At 39.0% G+C, this 17,845-nt stretch carries 14 protein-coding genes; 11 read left to right on the forward strand and 3 right to left on the reverse strand.

Features of this window, described 5'->3' with window-relative positions:
• The first annotated feature begins 13 nt into the window (after positions 1–13).
• The 3 genes from porL to porN are packed head-to-tail and all read left to right on the forward strand — an operon-like array spanning position 14 to position 3,307.
• Entirely contained in the window at positions 14–817 is an 804-nt protein-coding gene (porL, locus tag JYB62_RS16045) for a type IX secretion system motor protein PorL/GldL (protein WP_205646410.1), read from the forward strand.
• Between the two features lie 36 nt (positions 818–853).
• A complete protein-coding gene (gene porM / locus JYB62_RS16050) occupies positions 854–2,461 on the forward strand; it encodes a type IX secretion system motor protein PorM/GldM (RefSeq protein ID WP_205646411.1) in 1,608 nt (535 codons plus the stop codon).
• A gap of 30 nt (positions 2,462–2,491) precedes the next feature.
• Entirely contained in the window at positions 2,492–3,307 is an 816-nt protein-coding gene (gene porN, locus JYB62_RS16055) for a type IX secretion system ring subunit PorN/GldN (protein WP_205646412.1), read from the forward strand.
• A gap of 17 nt (positions 3,308–3,324) precedes the next feature.
• Here the strand turns inward: porN and uvrC are convergent, their stop codons facing one another.
• From uvrC to porW, 3 genes are all read right to left on the reverse strand, one after another.
• Positions 3,325–5,130, reverse strand: coding sequence for an excinuclease ABC subunit UvrC (gene uvrC, locus JYB62_RS16060; RefSeq protein WP_205646413.1), 1,806 nt, complete (start codon positions 5,128–5,130; stop codon positions 3,325–3,327).
• A 62-nt stretch (positions 5,131–5,192) separates the two neighbouring features.
• The gene (locus JYB62_RS16065) at positions 5,193–7,499 is read right to left on the reverse strand and encodes a penicillin-binding protein 1A (RefSeq protein ID WP_205646414.1); all 2,307 of its coding nucleotides are present in this window, start codon (positions 7,497–7,499) and stop codon (positions 5,193–5,195) included.
• 2 nt (positions 7,500–7,501) lie between these two features.
• Complete coding sequence (porW, locus tag JYB62_RS16070; protein ID WP_205646415.1) at positions 7,502–10,126, reverse strand: type IX secretion system periplasmic lipoprotein PorW/SprE; 2,625 nt, start codon at positions 10,124–10,126, stop codon at positions 7,502–7,504.
• A 143-nt stretch (positions 10,127–10,269) separates the two neighbouring features.
• Here porW and JYB62_RS16075 point away from each other — a divergent pair, with 143 nt between their 5' ends.
• The 8 genes from JYB62_RS16075 to JYB62_RS16110 all read left to right on the forward strand — a co-directional run bounded on the left by JYB62_RS16075 (position 10,270) and on the right by JYB62_RS16110 (position 17,643).
• On the forward strand, positions 10,270–10,506 hold the full coding sequence (locus JYB62_RS16075; protein ID WP_205646416.1) for an AtpZ/AtpI family protein: 237 nt from the start codon (positions 10,270–10,272) through the stop codon (positions 10,504–10,506).
• A gap of 444 nt (positions 10,507–10,950) precedes the next feature.
• Positions 10,951–11,988, forward strand: a complete 1,038-nt coding sequence (atpB, locus tag JYB62_RS16080) for a F0F1 ATP synthase subunit A (protein WP_205646417.1) — start codon at positions 10,951–10,953, stop codon at positions 11,986–11,988.
• A 38-nt stretch (positions 11,989–12,026) separates the two neighbouring features.
• On the forward strand, positions 12,027–12,287 hold the full coding sequence (atpE, locus tag JYB62_RS16085) for an ATP synthase F0 subunit C (protein ID WP_074226718.1): 261 nt from the start codon (positions 12,027–12,029) through the stop codon (positions 12,285–12,287).
• Positions 12,288–12,360: 73 nt separating this feature from the next.
• Positions 12,361–12,855: a F0F1 ATP synthase subunit B gene (locus JYB62_RS16090; RefSeq protein ID WP_074226719.1), complete on the forward strand. Its 495-nt coding sequence runs from the start codon at positions 12,361–12,363 to the stop codon at positions 12,853–12,855.
• Positions 12,856–12,864: 9 nt separating this feature from the next.
• Positions 12,865–13,428, forward strand: a complete 564-nt coding sequence (gene atpH / locus JYB62_RS16095; protein ID WP_205646418.1) for an ATP synthase F1 subunit delta — start codon at positions 12,865–12,867, stop codon at positions 13,426–13,428.
• 33 nt (positions 13,429–13,461) lie between these two features.
• Positions 13,462–15,036, forward strand: a complete 1,575-nt coding sequence (gene atpA, locus JYB62_RS16100) for a F0F1 ATP synthase subunit alpha (protein WP_205646419.1) — start codon at positions 13,462–13,464, stop codon at positions 15,034–15,036.
• Between the two features lie 68 nt (positions 15,037–15,104).
• Positions 15,105–15,971, forward strand: a complete 867-nt coding sequence (gene atpG / locus JYB62_RS16105) for an ATP synthase F1 subunit gamma (RefSeq protein WP_205646420.1) — start codon at positions 15,105–15,107, stop codon at positions 15,969–15,971.
• 103 nt (positions 15,972–16,074) lie between these two features.
• Positions 16,075–17,643 (forward strand): sulfatase family protein, encoded by a 1,569-nt coding sequence (locus JYB62_RS16110; protein WP_205646421.1) that lies wholly within the window; start codon positions 16,075–16,077, stop codon positions 17,641–17,643.
• Positions 17,644–17,845: the final 202 nt, after the last annotated feature.

The following is a 17,845-nucleotide window of genomic DNA, read 5'->3' on the forward strand; positions in this document are numbered from 1 at the left end:
TACAAAATTACTCATGGCTAGCAACAGCAATTCATTTAAGTCAAAATTTTACGGCAGCATCATGCCAAAAATCTATGGTATTGGTGCGTCAGTAGTTATTCTCGGAGCGATGTTCAAAATTTTGGATTGGGCTGGAGGTAACTTGATGATCACGATTGGTCTTACAACAGAGGCTGCGATCTTCTTTCTTTCTGCTTTTGAACCTCGTCAAGAAGAAGTTGACTGGTCTAAAGTATATCCTGAATTAGCTGGCGGTGCTCCAGGTAATAAAAAAGCCTCAGCAGGGGCTGCATCTGGCGATAGCGTATCTCAAAAATTGGATGAAATGCTAGCCAATGCCAAAGTAGGTCCAGAATTGATCGAAAGCCTTGGAAAAGGAATGCAAAATCTTGCTACCTCTGCAGAAAAAATGGGCAATTTGTCTGATGCTGCTGTTGCAACCAATGAATATGCAACGAATGTAAAATCAGCTGCTAAAACATTGGTAGACATGAATGCTTCTTACAGTAAAACTGCGGCAGCCTTGACAGAAATGTCTGCTGCATCTCAAGATGCTAAAGAATATCATACTCAAGTTCAAACAGTAACCAAAAATCTTTCGGCTTTGAACGCGGTGTATGAAATGGAATTACAAGATGCCAATAGTCACGTGAAGACTTTAAATAAATTCTATTCCAATATGACTGCAGCAATGGAAGGCTTGACAGAAGCTGGAAAAGAAACTGAAGCCTTCAAAAATGAATTGGCGAAACTAAATCAAAATGTAAGTTCATTGAATAAAATCTATGGTGGAATGTTATCCGCTATGAAAGGTTAATTATACTCAATCATCTAGAATAGAAAAACAATAAAGATGGCAGGAGCTAAAGAGACACCTAGACAGCGGATGATCGGGATGATGTACCTGGTTTTGACGGCCCTACTGGCCCTCCAGGTAAGTAACCAGATTCTCCAGAAATTTGTATTGCTAAACGACGGTATGGAGCGAACTTCTAGAAATTATATTTCTAAGAATGAGTTTACCGTAAATTCTATCGAGTCTACCGTAGAACAGCAAGGGAATAATGAAAAAGACGTTCCAAAAGTAGCAGCAGCTAAAGAAGTTAGAGAGGCTACCAAAGAAATCTTTTCTTATTTAGAAGAACTTAAGCAGCAATTGATTACTCAATCAAATGCAAAGAATGAAGAAGGAAACTTCGTTAGTTCAAGTTTGAAAAACACTGAAATTCCAGGAAACATGTTTGCCAATAATGGCAAGGGTGAGGAAATGAAAGGAAGATTGAATCAATATCCAACTCAAATTTCCCAAATTTTAAATGGAATTGGGATTGATATGTCTTTCCAAGCAATTGCCAAAGATGCAGGTGAAATTCCTCTTTTTGCAAACGATCGGGAAGTAAGAAATAAAGACTTTGTGGCATTGAACTTTGTGAAATCCCCAGTGGGAGCGGTAATGGCTTTGATATCACAATATCAAAATGAAGTTTTAAATATTGAAAGTGAAGCTTTGGCTCAAATCACTAGTTCAATTGGTACTTTCTACTTCAAAGCAGATATTGTTGAAGCTAGAATTGCAGCGACTTCTAATGTCGTAGCGGCAGGTACCAAATTTGAAGGAGATATGTTTATTGCTTCCAGTTCCTCCGCAGCTGCTCCACAAATGACAATTGATGGACGTTCGGTGCCTGTTGAAAATGGATTTGGTAAGATCGACTTTACTGTGACTCCAGCATCTCAATATGATGACAGAGGACTTGCTAAAAGAGTATTGAAAGGTGAGATTGTAACCAATGTTGGTGGAGAAGATAAAGTTCTTCCTGTTGAATATGAATATTTCGTTGCTCAGCCTTTAATCAGAGTTTCTTCTGAGGTTGTTCAGCAGCTTTACGCAGATTGTGCTAATGAATTGTTGATTGAAGTTCCGGCTTTAGGTAATTCCTATTCTCCAGAATTTAGTCTTACGAATGGCCAGTCAATCAAAGGAAATACTCCGGGACAATTAACTGTAATTCCAGGTGCTTCTGGAAAAGTAACCATTGGAGTAAGTTCAGGAGGCAATAAAATTGGAGATGTATCGTATGATATTAAACCAGTTCCAGAACCTTCTCTTGTTCCAGCAGCTTCTAACGGGTCTGAGTTGGATGTAAGTCAAGCTCAAACCATAAGCTCTTTGACAGGTCTTAAAGTGTTGGCAAAACCTGAAGCTACTTTCGGTAGAACGATGGCTAGGGATGCTAACTTTGAAGTGACTGGTGGAGAAGTAAGATTACTAAGAAATGATGTACCACGACAAACAACTCAAATTTCTAATGGAAATAGCATTGCCATGAGACAACTAATGGAAAGTGCTAGAGCTGGTGATGACATTGTTATTGTGGTTACTCAAGTAACTAGGACTAATTTTAGAGGAAATAAAATTCCTTCTACTTTGAATAAAGTTATTCGTATCGGAGTGAAGTAAGAATTCCCTGCGAATCCAGATAAAATAATTATGAAAAAGTTCCTTCCAAAATTGATCTTATCCTTGCTTTTTGCAGTGTTGGTTGCCCCTTTGGCAAGCCAAGCTCAAATTGCAACCAGTGTGACTCCATCCGGGTATGGTGATCGGACCTTTGATATGGATACCATCTTCTCTGCGAAAAGAATTCGTGAGGATGATAAAATGTATCAAGTTGCGGTATGGAGAAGAATTGATCTTAGAGAAAAGTATAACCTTTCTCTATATGGATCAGGAGATGCAAAAAAGAATGGGATTATCAATTATATCTACAAAGCTGTAGTGGATGAAAATGCACTAGAAGTTTTTGCAGATGAAGATTTTACCCAACCTATGTCTATCGCAGAATTCCAGGATAATTTCTGGTTAAATGCAACAGGTGATAGCATCTTTGTCAAGCAATTATATTATTTGGATTTCAAAGAGGACTTTGTGTTTGATAAGCATCATTCTGATATGGTGTTTGATATCAAATACCTTGAGTTGGTTATGCCTTCTCAGACTAATTCAAATGCAGGTCAGAAGACAATTGCTTACATTAGATACAAAGATTTCTATAACTATTTCAAAGATCATCCAGAGGCTAGATGGATCAATTTCAAAAACATTTCGAAAAGCCTGACTTATGATGAGGCATTCGAATCTAGATTGTTCAGATCTGTGGTGAGAAGGTTTACAAATCCAGATGAGGCTTTGATAGCTGACTTAGTGGATGCGGACATTCCAAATCCCGAGGTGCAGGCATACATCAATTCGCTCGAATTTGAGTATAAACTCTTAGAATACGAAAACACTCTTTGGGAGTGGTAAAAATAAAAAGGGGCTTTTTAAGCCCCTTTAATTTTTGCTATCCAATCAAATAGGTTTTGCGCCTTACTTGCTCCAATGATAGAGGCTATTTCCTCCTGACTGGCTTCACTAATCTTTTTGACAGATTTGAAATGGGAAAGGAGTTTGTTTGCAGTATTTTCTCCTATTCCCGGAATAGCGGTCAGTTGAGTTCCGAATGCATTCTTGCTTCTGACTTTTCTATGAAAGGTGATGGCAAAACGGTGCGCTTCATCACGGATTCTTTGAAGCAATCTTAAACTTTCCGACTTTTTATCGATATGAATGGGGTAGGAATCACCTGGGAAGTAAATTTCTTCTAATCTTTTTGCGATTCCTATAATGGGCATCTTTCCATATACGCCAAGTTCTTGCAAGGCTTCTACAGCTGAGGATAACTGGCCTTTTCCGCCATCAATGACCACTAACTTAGGCATGGGCTTGTTTTCCTCTAAAAGGCGCTTATATCTTCTCGTTACGATCTCTTTCATACTCGCAAAATCATTTGCTCCTATGACAGTCTTGATGTGATAGTGCCTGTATTCTTTTACTGAAGGCTTTCCATTAAGGAAACAAACCATGCTTGCAACAGGGTTAGTTCCTTGAATATTGGAGTTGTCAAAACATTCGATGTGATCAGGAATTTCAGGGAGACTTAGATCCTGCTGTAATTGTTTAATGACCCGATCTTTTTTATCCTCATTTAGTCCTTTTAATAAAGCTTTCTCCTTTTTATAGTAAAGTGCATTTTTCAAGGAAAGTTCTACTAACTTCTTCTTATCTCCAATTTTCGGCAAAATGAGATTTAATCCTTCAATGGGCTCTTCTAATTCAATATTGGTTAAGACTTCATTGGAATCACTTTGAAATTGATCCTGAAGTCGTACAAGAGCAGTAATGAGGAGTTGTTCTTCACTTTCATCCAGCCGTTTTTTCAACTCTACGTTTTTGGAGACATTCATAGCTCCATTTTTTACCCGTAGGTAATTTACATAGGCAGCTTTTTCATCCGTGACAATCGTACATACATCCAAGTTGGAAATGCTAGGATTGGTAACCAGTGATTTGGCTTGGTATTTTTCTAAGAGGTCTAATTTTTCCTTGATTTTTTGTGCTTTTTCAAATTCTAAATTTTCAGCATAATGCTGCATTTCATTTTTAAAATAGGATTTGGCTATCCCTAAATTCCCTTTAAGAATATGTTTGGCATGCTCCAGATCTTTCATATAATCTGCTTCTTTTTGAAGTCCCACGCAAGGCCCCTGACAATTTCCAATATGGTATTCCAAACAAACTTTATACTTCCCCTCAGCTATTTTGTAAGGAGATAGGTCTAGGTTACAGGTTCGAATGGTAAATAGCTCCCGTATTAGGTCTAGCACATTATTCATGGCTTTTACGCTTGCAAAAGGGCCATAATAAGTCCCTTTTTTAGGAATCATCCTTCTGGTTTGAAAGATTCTTGGAAAATTCTCATTGGGGAGCAACAGGTATGGATAGGTCTTATCATCCCGAAGTAAGATGTTATACTTCGGCTGGGTTTTTTTGATCAGGTTATTTTCCAATAATAGTGCATCAAACTCACTGTTGACTATTGTGATCTCAATTCTTTTGATTTCCCGAACCATTCTTTTGGTTTTGAGATTCACACCGGAGTTTTTATTGAAATAGCTGGAAACCCGTTTTCTCAAACTTTTAGCTTTACCTACGTAAATCAATTCGTTTTCAGAATTGAAGTATCGATAAACTCCCGGTTGATCAGGGAGTGATAAATGTTCTTCGGGTGTATAAGAAGATGCCTGCATGTCCTAAAATTAAAAAAACAGCCTTGGATTTAGGCTGTTTTTCTAGCTAGTGTTTGAGGAAATTAGAAATCATTCTTTTTCGCATCGTAATCAAAGTCTGCGAATCGTTGACTTTCTTTTTCATAAACATCACAATCAATTTCAATACTTAATGGTCTTTCTGGTCTAGGGAATGGACCTTTAGTATATCCTAAGCTTTTATCAGCATAGACTTTTTCCATGTATTTCACCCAAATAGGTCGAGCAGTTCTGCCTCCTTGTCCGGCAATCCAACTTCTGAAGTGAATGGCTCTATCATCTCCACCTACCCAAGTTCCAGAGACTAAATCTTTGCTAATTCCTATATACCAACCATCAGAGGCATTTTGTGTTGTCCCAGTTTTACCTCCTAATTCATTACCTTCGCGTAATTCCCAAGGGACTCCTTGACTGGTTCCTCTCTCCTCTTCAAATCCTCCTCTGAGCATATAAGTCATCAAATATGCATGCTCTTCACTCATCGCAGGACGTTTTTTGGCAGTGAATTGCTGAATAACATTGCCATTTTTATCCTCAATTCGATCTATATAAAATGGGGTTGTATGCTCTCCTCTATTTACAAAGGTTCCAAAAGCTCCCACCATTTCATAAATACTCACGTCATTGACACCTAAAGCCAAAGCTGGAACTTCTTCTAAATCACTGGTAACTCCTAGTCTTCTTGCAGTTTCTACCACGATTTTAGGGCTCAGCTTTTTCATCATATAAGCTGTAACTGAATTGACTGATTGGGCCATTGCCTTACGAATCGTCATTTTTTCATAAGTAAACTTGCCATCAGCATTGGAAGGACTCCAAGTAGGCTGGCCTGGAATAAAGACTTCTACTGGCTGGTCTATTACTGAATAGCAAGGACTGTAACCATTCTCTATTGCTGCTGCATATACAAATGGTTTGAAGGTAGAGCCTGGTTGTCTCTTTCCTCTCTTAACATGGTCAAATTTGAAATATTTATGATCCATTCCACCCACCCATGCTTTGATTTGACCGGAATGAGGATCCATGCTCATAAATCCAGTCTGAAGGAATTTCTTATAATATCTCAAGGAATCCATGGTACTCATGAGCGTATCGATTTCTCCCTTTTCCCAGGAGAACACTGTCATTTTCTTTTTTTCATTGAGTTTTAATTCAATCGAATCCGTATCATTTCCATATTGAATCTTCAATAATCGGTAAGCTTCAGTTCTTTTGACTGCGTCTTCAATGAAATTAGGAATTACACGATTGTCTCCATCTACCCAAGGATCTCTATTTCCCATTTCTTTATAAAATGCTTTTTGAAGACTTGCCATGTGCTCTGCTACTGCCTCTTCAGCATATCGTTGCATTCTACTATCAATGGTGGTATAAATTTTTAATCCATCCCCATATAAATCATAAGAAGTGCCATCAGATTTCAAGTTTTCTTTCGCCCATCTGATCAAATCTGCTTTAACAATTTCTCTAAAGTAGGTTGCCAATCCTTTGTTTTGGTTAGCAACATTGTAATCCAACTCGATTGGTAACTGGGAAAGGGAATCAAATTCCGCTTTGGTCAACTGGTCATTTTTAACCATTTGGTACAACACCGTATTTCTCCTTCTCAATGAATTTTCAGGATTGTATACAGGGCTATAATAAGTTGGGGCTTTAAATAACCCGACTAAAACAGCTGCTTCCTGTACCTCTAATTCATCAGGACTTTTGTTAAAGAAGGTTTTGGAGGCCGTTTTGATTCCATAGGCGTTAGACCCAAACTCTGATGTATTTAAGTAGAGCGTAAGAATTTCGTTTTTGGTGTAAGCTCTTTCCAACTGAGTGGCTACAATCCATTCTTTGGTTTTGATAATCAGCATTCTTAACCCAGGGACAGAACTTAAGGTGCCTTGAGAAGCATCAGTTCTAGTCTTAAACAGGTTTTTGGCAGTTTGCTGACTCAACGTAGATCCCCCTCCTGCATCTTGTCCAAGTAAAATGGATTTGACAAATACTCGCATCATAGCGATCATGTCAATTCCAGAATGGTCTTCAAACCTTACATCTTCGGTGGAAATTAAGGCATGAACCAAATTGGGAGAAAGCTCTTCATAAGTGACAGGACTTCTATTTTCTCTAAAATAGGTTCCCAATAATACTCCATCTGAGGAATAGAGCTCGGAGGCTAATTCACTTTCTGGGTTTTCAAGCGCTTTGAAATCAGGTAAAGAACCGAATAAGCCCAGGAAATTGATGCTCACCATCCATACGAAAAGGATGAAACCAAAAAAACCAGCCACAAAGGCTAGCCAAATGAATTTGACTATTTTTTTGGCCCAGCCAGAGGATTCAGGTTTTGAATTTTTACTCATAATTACTTATAAACTGACTTAAAGAAAGTCCTGTATTCTTCTAAATTCTTTGTTTTATTCAGTTGTTGGAAGTTTTCAATTGAAATGACAAAAGAATCATTTTTTATCTCTTCTGTGATTTCATTGGACTTAAAATCCGTTAAAAACAACTGGTAATATACTGTTGCTTTTTCCGCATTGCTAAAAGGGGAAATAATAAAGATAGCGTGATCACTATTCATGTTCATATTTCCGGTTCGTAACCTAGCATTTTGGAAATTCTTAGTATGAAAGGCCTCTAAGTCTCCTAACAAACCTTCAGCATTTTCCATTTCATCTGGACTCATTACCAATACAAAGATATGCGTACTGGATTCATTGACCTTATAAGGTGATTCTGGAAGGTTTTCAAGTCCTTCATTATTGGATAAATCCGGATTTGCCAACTTCGCAGAATCTAATGCTGTGCTATCTGATTTATTTAGAGAAGCAAGTTCTTCACTAGACATCATGGGTCTAAGCATATTTCTTGCCAATTCTATCAAATTTTCATCTTTTGAATTTTGGATATATGCTTCCAGTCGCTGACGGTATTGCTGCCGGCTTTCCAATTTCCCGGTAACCATGATATCCAACAATAAAATACGCTCCGTATTTCGAGTTAATGGATATTCTTCTAAAGTATTGACGATAATTTCGCGGGCTTGTTTATAGTCACCTTTGTAATAAGCATCATAGGCCAACTCATAATTTTTAGAGGATGCCAAATAGGCGAGATTTCCTGAGGCAGCTTCGGGATTATTTACTGAGTAGGTGTATTGAGATTCGGGGAATTCATTATTGAGCCTCCCAATATATTGTTGGAAATTTCCGCCTCGATCTCTCTGGCCCAGATATAATAAGTAATAAGCTTCAGGCTTTCTACTAGAGTTAGGGTATTCCCTAACCAAGGTTTCCAAATTTTCAATACTGGATTCCACTTCCCCTAATTCAAAGTAAAGTAATTTCCCTAATTCAAAGTAAGATTCTTCCAGTTCAAGATTCAATTTCGATATATCTTCCTCTGAGCTTGGGATCTGCGCGAGAAGGGTTTCTAAATCCGGTAACTGATTTAATGGATTAGCAGCTTCGTCCACTCCGGTAGAATCTGTCTCAGCAGGTGCAGCAATGGTTGGTTCCGTACTTTGGAAACTTGCAGCACTTCTTCTCCAGTTATCTTGAATGGGGCGGTTCCCCCAAACCCGATAAAATTCAATGGTCCCTTGTTGCATGGCAACAGAATTGTCAAAATAAAATGTAGACCCAGATCCACGGTCATTGAAGGCCAACAAATTATCAAAAATGCTGTTGCTTTCGGGCTCCTGTTTTGCAGCAGCCTCCGCGAGCAAGCGTTCTTCCTCTTTTTTTATAAAATTCTCTGCAATGGCTTTTTGCTCCTCTGGAGATAAACGAGCCAAACTAATCAGACTATCATTGGATGTTATTCTTTCTAGGTGAAAAACATAATGATCCAGTGTTTCCTTTTGTTCATTTATCTGTTCAGCAACTGGGTCAGTTTCTTTGATGTAGGTTAATGCACTATCGAGATAATATTTGGTGGCTCTGTAGTCTTTATAATTATCGAGGTTGATTTCAGCAAGTTTTTGATAGATATACCCTTTTTGACGCGGATTACTCCCGGGCTCTTTGGCTGCCTGATGTAATAATTGAAGTGTTTTGACAGTATCTCCTTGCTTTTCCTCAAAAAGAGCCATTTCATAAACGACTACATCCTTGAGATCTTTGTTTTTGGGGTCGTTGTATAAATCTTCATAATAGCGTCTAACCTTACGAAGGTCTTTTGATGCATTCAACTCCGCCACTTGTTGGGCGTAAAGCTGCGCAAAAAAGCTTCGTTCGTAAGGAGGGTTTCCATCTTGAGAATTGTTGTAAAAGTCATAAGCCAGCGCATCTAAACCTGCTTTTTGATAGCGTTGTGCAAGGATGAAGTTGATACGAGACTCTTCTTTTTTATTGTCTACATAATCCAAGGCTTTGGTTAAGGCTCCAATCACACCATTGGCATCGCTTCTTGTTTCATAATAATATGCCAATGTTCGATAGAGTTCGTATCGGTTTTCGTCGTTAATACCGGACTCTTTGGATAAATAATCAATTGTGAAATTGGCGTTTTCGAATTCTTTCAAATCCACATAGAGCCTTAGAAGAGAAATCAAGGTCTTATGTCGGAGGTCTTTGTCTTTACTGTTGACATTGACGAATTTGAATGTGTTTTGGGCATCATCGAAATGGGATTGTAAGTAATCGATCTTCCCTAGTAAATAATAGCTATCGTCTACCCATTTGCTGATCCTGTGCCATTCCACCGCTTTGGAAGCCAATTCTCTTGCGGACTGTAACGTATCAGCAGATTCCTGAATTGACGCGGAGTCAATGGGGATAAAGACCGGCAAGACTTGGGTATAATCCTCCTTGTAGTTGCTTTTAACTAAGTTTTCTACATTCTTGATTTTGACATCAGCGAGGTAATACGCATTAAAATGCGAGGTTAAATTATGAAAAGTACGGTTTGTAAAGGTATTTCGCTCAGAAGAGCAGGCACAGGCAAAAACTAATAAGACCAATGCCAACCTCGAAATTTTAATCATGAATCAATTTGCCCAATTTCCACACCAAAATAGGCTTTTTGGCTTACTTAAAGAACGGATTATGCTATCAAATATTTTTTGATGGGGCAACTCATCCATTTAAGCCACAATAATTGGTTAATTTTAAACTCATCTAATGATTTATGGAATCTCAAAAACCAGCGAATAAAGATTCGAAAGACAACAAAACACCAGTCTTCGTAAAATACATTGGTTTGTCTTTTCAATTATTTGGAATCATCGGGGCGGGGACATTTTTAGGTTGGTGGATACAGTCAAAGAGTGATATGAAGTTTCCAATTTGGCTATTACTCTGCTGCTTTGCCTCGATTGCAATCGCATTCTACCAGCTTTGGAATATGCTGAGGCAGGATGAATAAGCATATTCATTTTTTGGAGTAAATTGCAGCAAATTTCAAAAATCGTCATGCTTCAGAACTTTCATGTCCGCTTTTTTATATTTACAGGGATCATTTCTTTGCTCATTTTTCTCATGCAGCAAATCCTCCCTCAGGTGGTTCATGAAAAGATTTGGGGAATTTTGTGTTTTGTTGCTATCATGTCCTATTTGATAGGATTTCTTAGCAAATTGTTATTGAAAAGTTCCCCCGAGAGCTTAATTCAGATAAAATTATTGGGTATGGTACTCCGGATTATTGCCTCTTTGGTATACATCACCATAGTTGTGATGAGTGGTGCGGAGAATATTCTTTTGTTTATATCGAATTTTTTTATTCTTTTTTTGTTCTTCCTAGTTTTTGATATCTATGCCTTTCTAGCTAACTTGCGCCCGATTTCAAAGTAGCCCTCAAAAAAACGAGTTGATGACGCGCAAATTATTGGCACTAAGTCTTTTATTTTCAGCATTTTTGCTGATCCTGTCTGGCCCCCTAATGGCAGCTGGTTCCGAAACTGAAGAAGGTGGCGAAGATCCTACGGGCTTCATCATGCATCACATCAAGGATTCTCATGAATGGCATTTTGCAACCATAGGCCATACGCATGTGACTCTTCCACTACCGGTAATTGTCTATTCTTCTGACCGTGGTTTGGAATTCTTTAAATCTTCGGATTTTCAGAATCATGAGACTCACGTTTTTGGAGAAGAGTATGCTCACGAAGGATATTATATAGATTCACACGACCATGTAGGAAGAGTAGATGGAGCAAGCTTTATCGACTTTTCGATTACCAAAAACGTGGTAATGATGTTTTTGGTGATTGCTATTGTGTTGTGGTTGGTGCTTTCAGCAGCAGCTCATTATAGAAGACATGGTACCGCTGCACCAAAAGGAGCGGCTTCTTTAGTGGAGCCGATTGTAGTGTTTGTTCGTGATGAAATTGCGCATAAGTCTATCGGTCCAAAGTATAAAAAGTTTGTACCTTACTTATTAACCTTGTTCTTCTTTATATGGGTTGGTAATTTACTAGGATTGCTTCCTGGTGCTGCAAACTTGACAGGTAATATTGCTGTAACGGCGACCTTGGCGGTTCTTACCTTTATCCTGGTTAATATTAACGGAAATAAAGATTACTGGAAGCACGTATTTATGACACCGGGAGTTCCTCTTCCATTGTTATTGGTAATTGTGCCCGTGGAGATCATAGGTTTGTTTACCAAACCATTTGCATTGATGGTTCGTCTTTTTGTGGCGATTACTGCAGGTCACATTGTGATCTTGGCCTTCATTGCACTGATTTTCATTTTCCAGTCTTATTCTATCGGGGTAGTAAGTACCTTGATGGTGACCTTTATTAACATGATTGAATTGTTGGTAGCAACTATTCAGGCTTATGTATTTACGTTGTTTACTGCGATGTACATTGGCTCTGCTGTTGCTGAGCATCATGACGATCATTAATTAGAAATTTCTTTGTTCAATTTATAAATCTAACTCTTATGTTAACTTCTATCTTGTTGACTGCTGGATTAGCTCTAATGGGAGCTGGTATCGGTGCAGGTATTGTTGCGATTGGCGCAGGCCTTGGTATCGGTAGAATCGGTGGTCAAGCCATGGAATCTATTGCTCGTCAGCCTGAGGCTGCTGGTAAGGTTCAAACTGCAATGTTGATTATTGCAGCCTTGATCGAAGTTGTTTCCCTGTTTGCAGTAGTAGTTTGTCTACTTATTGCTTTGAACGCAGGCGGTATCGACTTCTAAGAACAAATGAATTGGGATCAGCTTCGAGCTGGTCCCTCTCTTTCTAGTAAAACAACGAAATTATATAAATAAAATGGATCTTATTTTACCTAGTTCCGGCCTTGTTTTTTGGCAATTGATTGGCTTTTTGGCCTTATTGTTCATCTTGATCAAGTTCGCTTGGAAGCCAATGCTGGCAGCGCTTGAAGAAAGAGAAACAAGCATTGACAATGCCTTGAAATCTGCTGAATTGGCAAGAACTGAAATGGCTAATTTGAAGGCGGAGAATGAAAAACTTCTTGCTGAAGCTAGATTGGAAAGAGATACTATTCTGAAAAAGGCGCATGAATCTTCTGCTAAAATGATAGAAGATGCAAAACAGGAGTCTTTAAAAGCAGGAGCTCAAATGATCGAAAACGCGAAAGCTGTTATCGAAACTGAGAAAAAAGCCGCTTTGGCAGATGTAAAAACTCAAGTGGCCACCTTGACCCTTGAAGTAGCAGAGAAATTATTGAGAAAGAATTTGTCTGAAGATAAAGCTCAGAAAGAGTTGGTAGACGAATTTGTTAAAGATCTTAAGTTAAACTAAACCACCTCCATGTCAAATCATAGAGTAGCATCCCGCTATGCCAAATCTATTTTGGAGCTTTCCCTGGAAAAGGGATTGCTTGAGGAGGTTCATGCGGATTTTCAAAAATTAACGGCAATGGCCAAGAGCAATTATGATCTTGTGCTTTTGTTGAACAATCCGGTAATCAATTCAGAAAAGAAGCTGAATGTACTAAAGGCTCTTTTCCCTGAAAAGTCCACTCAAAAAATGACTTCTACTTTTTTCGAGATTGTTTCTCGTAAAAGCAGGGAAAAAATTTTAGTGGATGTGGCAAAGGAATTTGAGGTTCAATACAACATTCATAAATCAATTCAGGTTGCTGAAGTAACCACTACCACTGCGATTAGCGAGGAGCAAAGAGCAGCATTTGTGGATGCAGTAAAACAAATCTCCGGTTTGACTGACGTGCAACTGGTAGAAAAAATCAATCCAGACCTTATCGGTGGATTTGTTTTGAAAGTAAACGACCGTCAGCTTGATGAATCTTTGAGTAGTAAATTGAGGGATTTAAGATCTCAATTTATTCAAAATCATTACGAGAAACAGTATTAAAAACAAAAGCAAAAATCATAATCTTATCATATCATGGCAGAAGTAAGACCAGATGAAGTTTCAGCAATCTTGAGAGAGCAGCTTTCAGGTGCAAGAACTCAAGCGGAACTTGAAGAAGTGGGTACAGTCCTTCAAGTAGGGGATGGTGTAGCACGTATCTATGGACTTTCTAAGGCTCAGGCTGGTGAATTGATCGAGTTCGACAATGGTCTGAAAGCAATGGTGCTTAACCTGGAAGAGGACAACGTAGGTGCCGTACTTTTTGGTGATTCCAAAGAAATTAAAGAAGGTGACACTGTAAAGAGAACTAAGAAAATTGCCTCTATTAAAGTAGGTGAAGGAATGCTTGGCCGAGTAGTGGATACCCTTGGTAATCCTATCGATGGTAAAGGACCTATTGCTGGTGACTTGTATGACATGCCATTGGAGCGTAAGGCACCAGGTGTAATTTACAGACAACCGGTAACCGAACCTCTTCAAACAGGTATTAAATCTATCGATGCCATGATTCCAATCGGTAGAGGACAAAGAGAATTAGTAATTGGTGACCGTCAAACAGGTAAAACTGCGGTGGTTATTGATGCTATCTTGAATCAAAAAGAATTTTATGACAGAGGAGAAGCTGTATTCTGTATCTATGTAGCTATTGGTCAGAAAGCTTCTACTGTTGCCAACGTGGTAGCTGCTCTTGAAAAAGGTGGGGCTCTTCCATATACTGTAGTTGTTGCAGCTCCTGCTTCGGATCCGGCCCCAATGCAATTCTTTGCTCCGTTTACTGGTGCTGCAATCGGGGAATTCTTCCGTGATACGGGACGTCCGGCTTTGGTGGTTTATGATGATTTGTCTAAGCAAGCTGTTGCTTACCGTGAAGTATCTCTACTATTGAGAAGACCTCCAGGACGTGAAGCATATCCGGGTGACGTATTCTATCTTCACTCAAGATTGTTAGAAAGAGCTGCGAAAATCAATAAGTCTGATGCCATCGCTTCTCAAATGAACGATTTGCCAGATTCAATCAAGCCTTTAGTAAAAGGTGGAGGATCATTAACTGCACTTCCAATCATTGAAACTCAGGCTGGTGACGTTTCTGCATATATCCCAACTAACGTAATTTCTATTACAGATGGGCAGATCTTCTTGGAAACGAACTTGTTCAACTCTGGTATCCGTCCTGCAATTAACGTAGGTATCTCCGTGTCAAGGGTTGGAGGTAACGCTCAGATCAAGTCCATGAAGAAGGTTTCTGGTACTTTGAAGTTGGATCAAGCTCAGTTCCGTGAATTGGAAGCATTTGCTAAGTTCGGTTCTGATCTAGATGCTACTACCAAAAGAACGATCGAAAGAGGTAGAAGAAACCAAGAAATCTTGAAGCAACCTCAATACTCTCCAGTATCTGTTGCGCATCAAGTAGCAATTATCTATGCTTCTACGAGAGGATTGATGGATTCAGTACCGGTTGAGAAGGCAAGAGCATTTGAAAAAGAATTCTATGTACTTCTTGATGCTTCTTATCCAGAGGCTCTTGATTTGATCATAAAGGGTGACATTGATGGTGCTGGTAAAATTCTTGCCAAAGCAGCATCTGAGTTGGCTCCTAAATACGCATAATTTTAATATTCAATATCCGGTAGGAGTAAATCCTACCGGAATTTCTATAGCTTACAAAGCAATCACTGATGGCTAACCTTAAGGAAGTAAAGGAAAGAATTAACTCGGTAGTATCTACCCAGCAGATTACCAAAGCAATGAAAATGGTATCTGCGGCAAAGTTGAGAAGAGCGCAGGATAAAATTATCCAAATGCGTCCTTATTCTCAGAAGTTAACGAATATCCTGAATAATGTTTCTGCAGCATCTGAAGGAGCTGCGGATATTATTTATGCCGAAAAGCGTGAGGTGAAAAAAGTACTTTTAATCCCTGTAACTTCAGATAAGGGACTTTGTGGTGCTTTTAATACCAATATCATCAAGGCTACCAATGCAGCTATTAAAGAACAGTTTTCTGCATATGATGTGACCATCTTGCCTTTAGGTAAAAAGTCATATGAATATTTCAAAAAATCGAAATATTCTGTTATTTCAGATTACTACCAGGTTTTCCAAGATCTGAATTTTGAGAATGTTCGCCTTGCTGCTGAATATGCGATGGATTCGTTCGTTGCCGGGAATTACGATCAGGTATACCTAGTGTTCAATGAATTCAAGAATGTGGCTACTCAAATTGTAAAAACTGAGCAGTTCTTACCGATGGCCAAAGAGGAGACTACTGAAGTGAAAACTTCTGAGGCAGATTATATCTTGGAACCTTCAAGATCTTACATCATTGAAGAGTTAGTTCCAACTTCCTTGAAAATTCAACTATATAAAGCAGTATTGGAAAGCAATGCTTCTGAACATGGGGCTAGAATGACTGCCATGGATAAAGCAACTGAAAATGCGGGTGAATTGCTGAAAGAACTTCGATTAATGTACAATAGAACCCGTCAAGCTGCGATTACCAATGAGATCCTTGAGATTGTTGCTGGTGCAGAAGCTTTAGGGTAATTATTACTTGCAATAGATCCAACTTCAACCACAGCTCGAAAGAGTTGTGGTTTTTTTGTTTATTAGTATTTTAATCATAACCCTGTATTATTTATTCTTATTTATGAAACCTCAGGATTACCCCATTTTCTTTTTCATTCTATTTCTAGGGCTTTTTTCTTGTCAAAAGGGAGAAGAGGTTGCTCCACTTTCGAAACCCAATATTATTGTAATATTAGCGGATGATTTGGGTTATGGTGATGTTGGGGCCTTCAATCCTGAGAGCAAGATCCCTACTCCGCATATTGATCAACTTGCGACTGAGGGAATGATTTTTACTGACGCACATACTCCTTCAGCAGTCTGTACTCCGACCCGATATGGATTTATGACTGGAAGGTATAATTGGAGAAGTAGGCTGAAAAATGGGGTGCTTACGGGGAAATCGAAGGCTTTAATCCCGGATGATCGAACTACGATCGCTGATGTGCTCCAAGATAAAGGTTATCAAACTGCATTTATTGGTAAATGGCATTTAGGTTGGGACTGGGCCTTAGCAGCAGGCGATTCTCTTCAGGGTGAAGGATGGGATGCCAAGGATTTTGATCAATTGGATTTTAGTAAAGCAGTAACTCACACTCCAAATGATCTAGGTTTTGATTATGCTTATGGGCATTCCGGTTCCTTGGATATGGCTCCTTATGTTTATGTTGAAAATGGAATGCCTACTGCTATTCCAGATACTGTCACTGTCGATACAGGAGAATATTCATGGTGGAGAGAAGGGCCGACCTCTCCGGATTTTGTGCATGAAGAAGTGACCCCAAATTTCTTTGATCGTTCGATTGAATACATTGAATCACATGCTAACCAAGAAGAACCATTTTTCCTTTATTTGGCTTTGCCTTCTCCTCATACACCCATATTACCTCCTAAAGAATGGCAAGGTAAAAGTGGATTATTGCCTTTTGGGGACTTTATGATGATGATTGATGACTATGTGGGGAAATTGAATCAAGCCATCAAGGATGCGGGAATTGAGGAGAATACCTTGGTGATTTTTACCAGCGACAACGGAGGCTCGCCAGCAGCAGGTATTGATAAAATGCAAGCTATGGGACATTACTCTAGCTATATTTACCGAGGACATAAAGCAGATATTTTTGAGGGAGGTCATCGAGTTCCTTTTATCGCAAAATGGCCCAAGAAAATACAAAATGGAACCTCACGGGATGAAACCATTTGTCTAACGGATCTCATGGCTACTAGTGCTGATATTGTAGGCTATTCTTTAAAAGATAATGAGGGGGAAGATAGCTATAGTCTTCTAGCATTATTTGATGCAGATAAAGAAGTGAATTCATTTAGAGAAGCCACAGTGCACCATTCTATCAATGGGAGTTTTGCAATACGGCAAGGAGATTGGAAGTTAATCATGGCAAAAGGTTCCGGTGGCTGGAGTTTTCCTAAACCAGGGGACCCATCCGAATCTGAACTCCCAGATGTTCAGCTATACAATTTGAAATCAGATCCTTCGGAATCTCAAAACGTGTATGCAGAAAATCCTGAGAAAGTTGCTGCTCTGAAATCGCTCCTGATTAAATATATCAAGGAGGGGAGAAGTACACCGGGTGTGCCACAGCAAAATGATTTTATTGAGGGAGAATGGAAACAAATTGGTTTTGTGGAGTAGAAAAAACAAAAACCCTCCAGGTTTCTAAAGCCTGGAGGGTTTGATTTTTAAGAAAAGGTTATTGATTTTCTTTTTAGATAAGTGATTCTGCTATCTGGATTGCTTCGCGCCACTCGGAATGACGGTAGAATAATCGTGTTCAAATCATCTAGATTGATTCTCCACCTATGCAGGCTAGAAATGAGGAGTAACTTTCTGACCT

The sequence above is a fragment of the Algoriphagus lutimaris genome (assembly GCF_017051705.1).
GTDB lineage: Bacteria > Bacteroidota > Bacteroidia > Cytophagales > Cyclobacteriaceae > Algoriphagus > Algoriphagus lutimaris.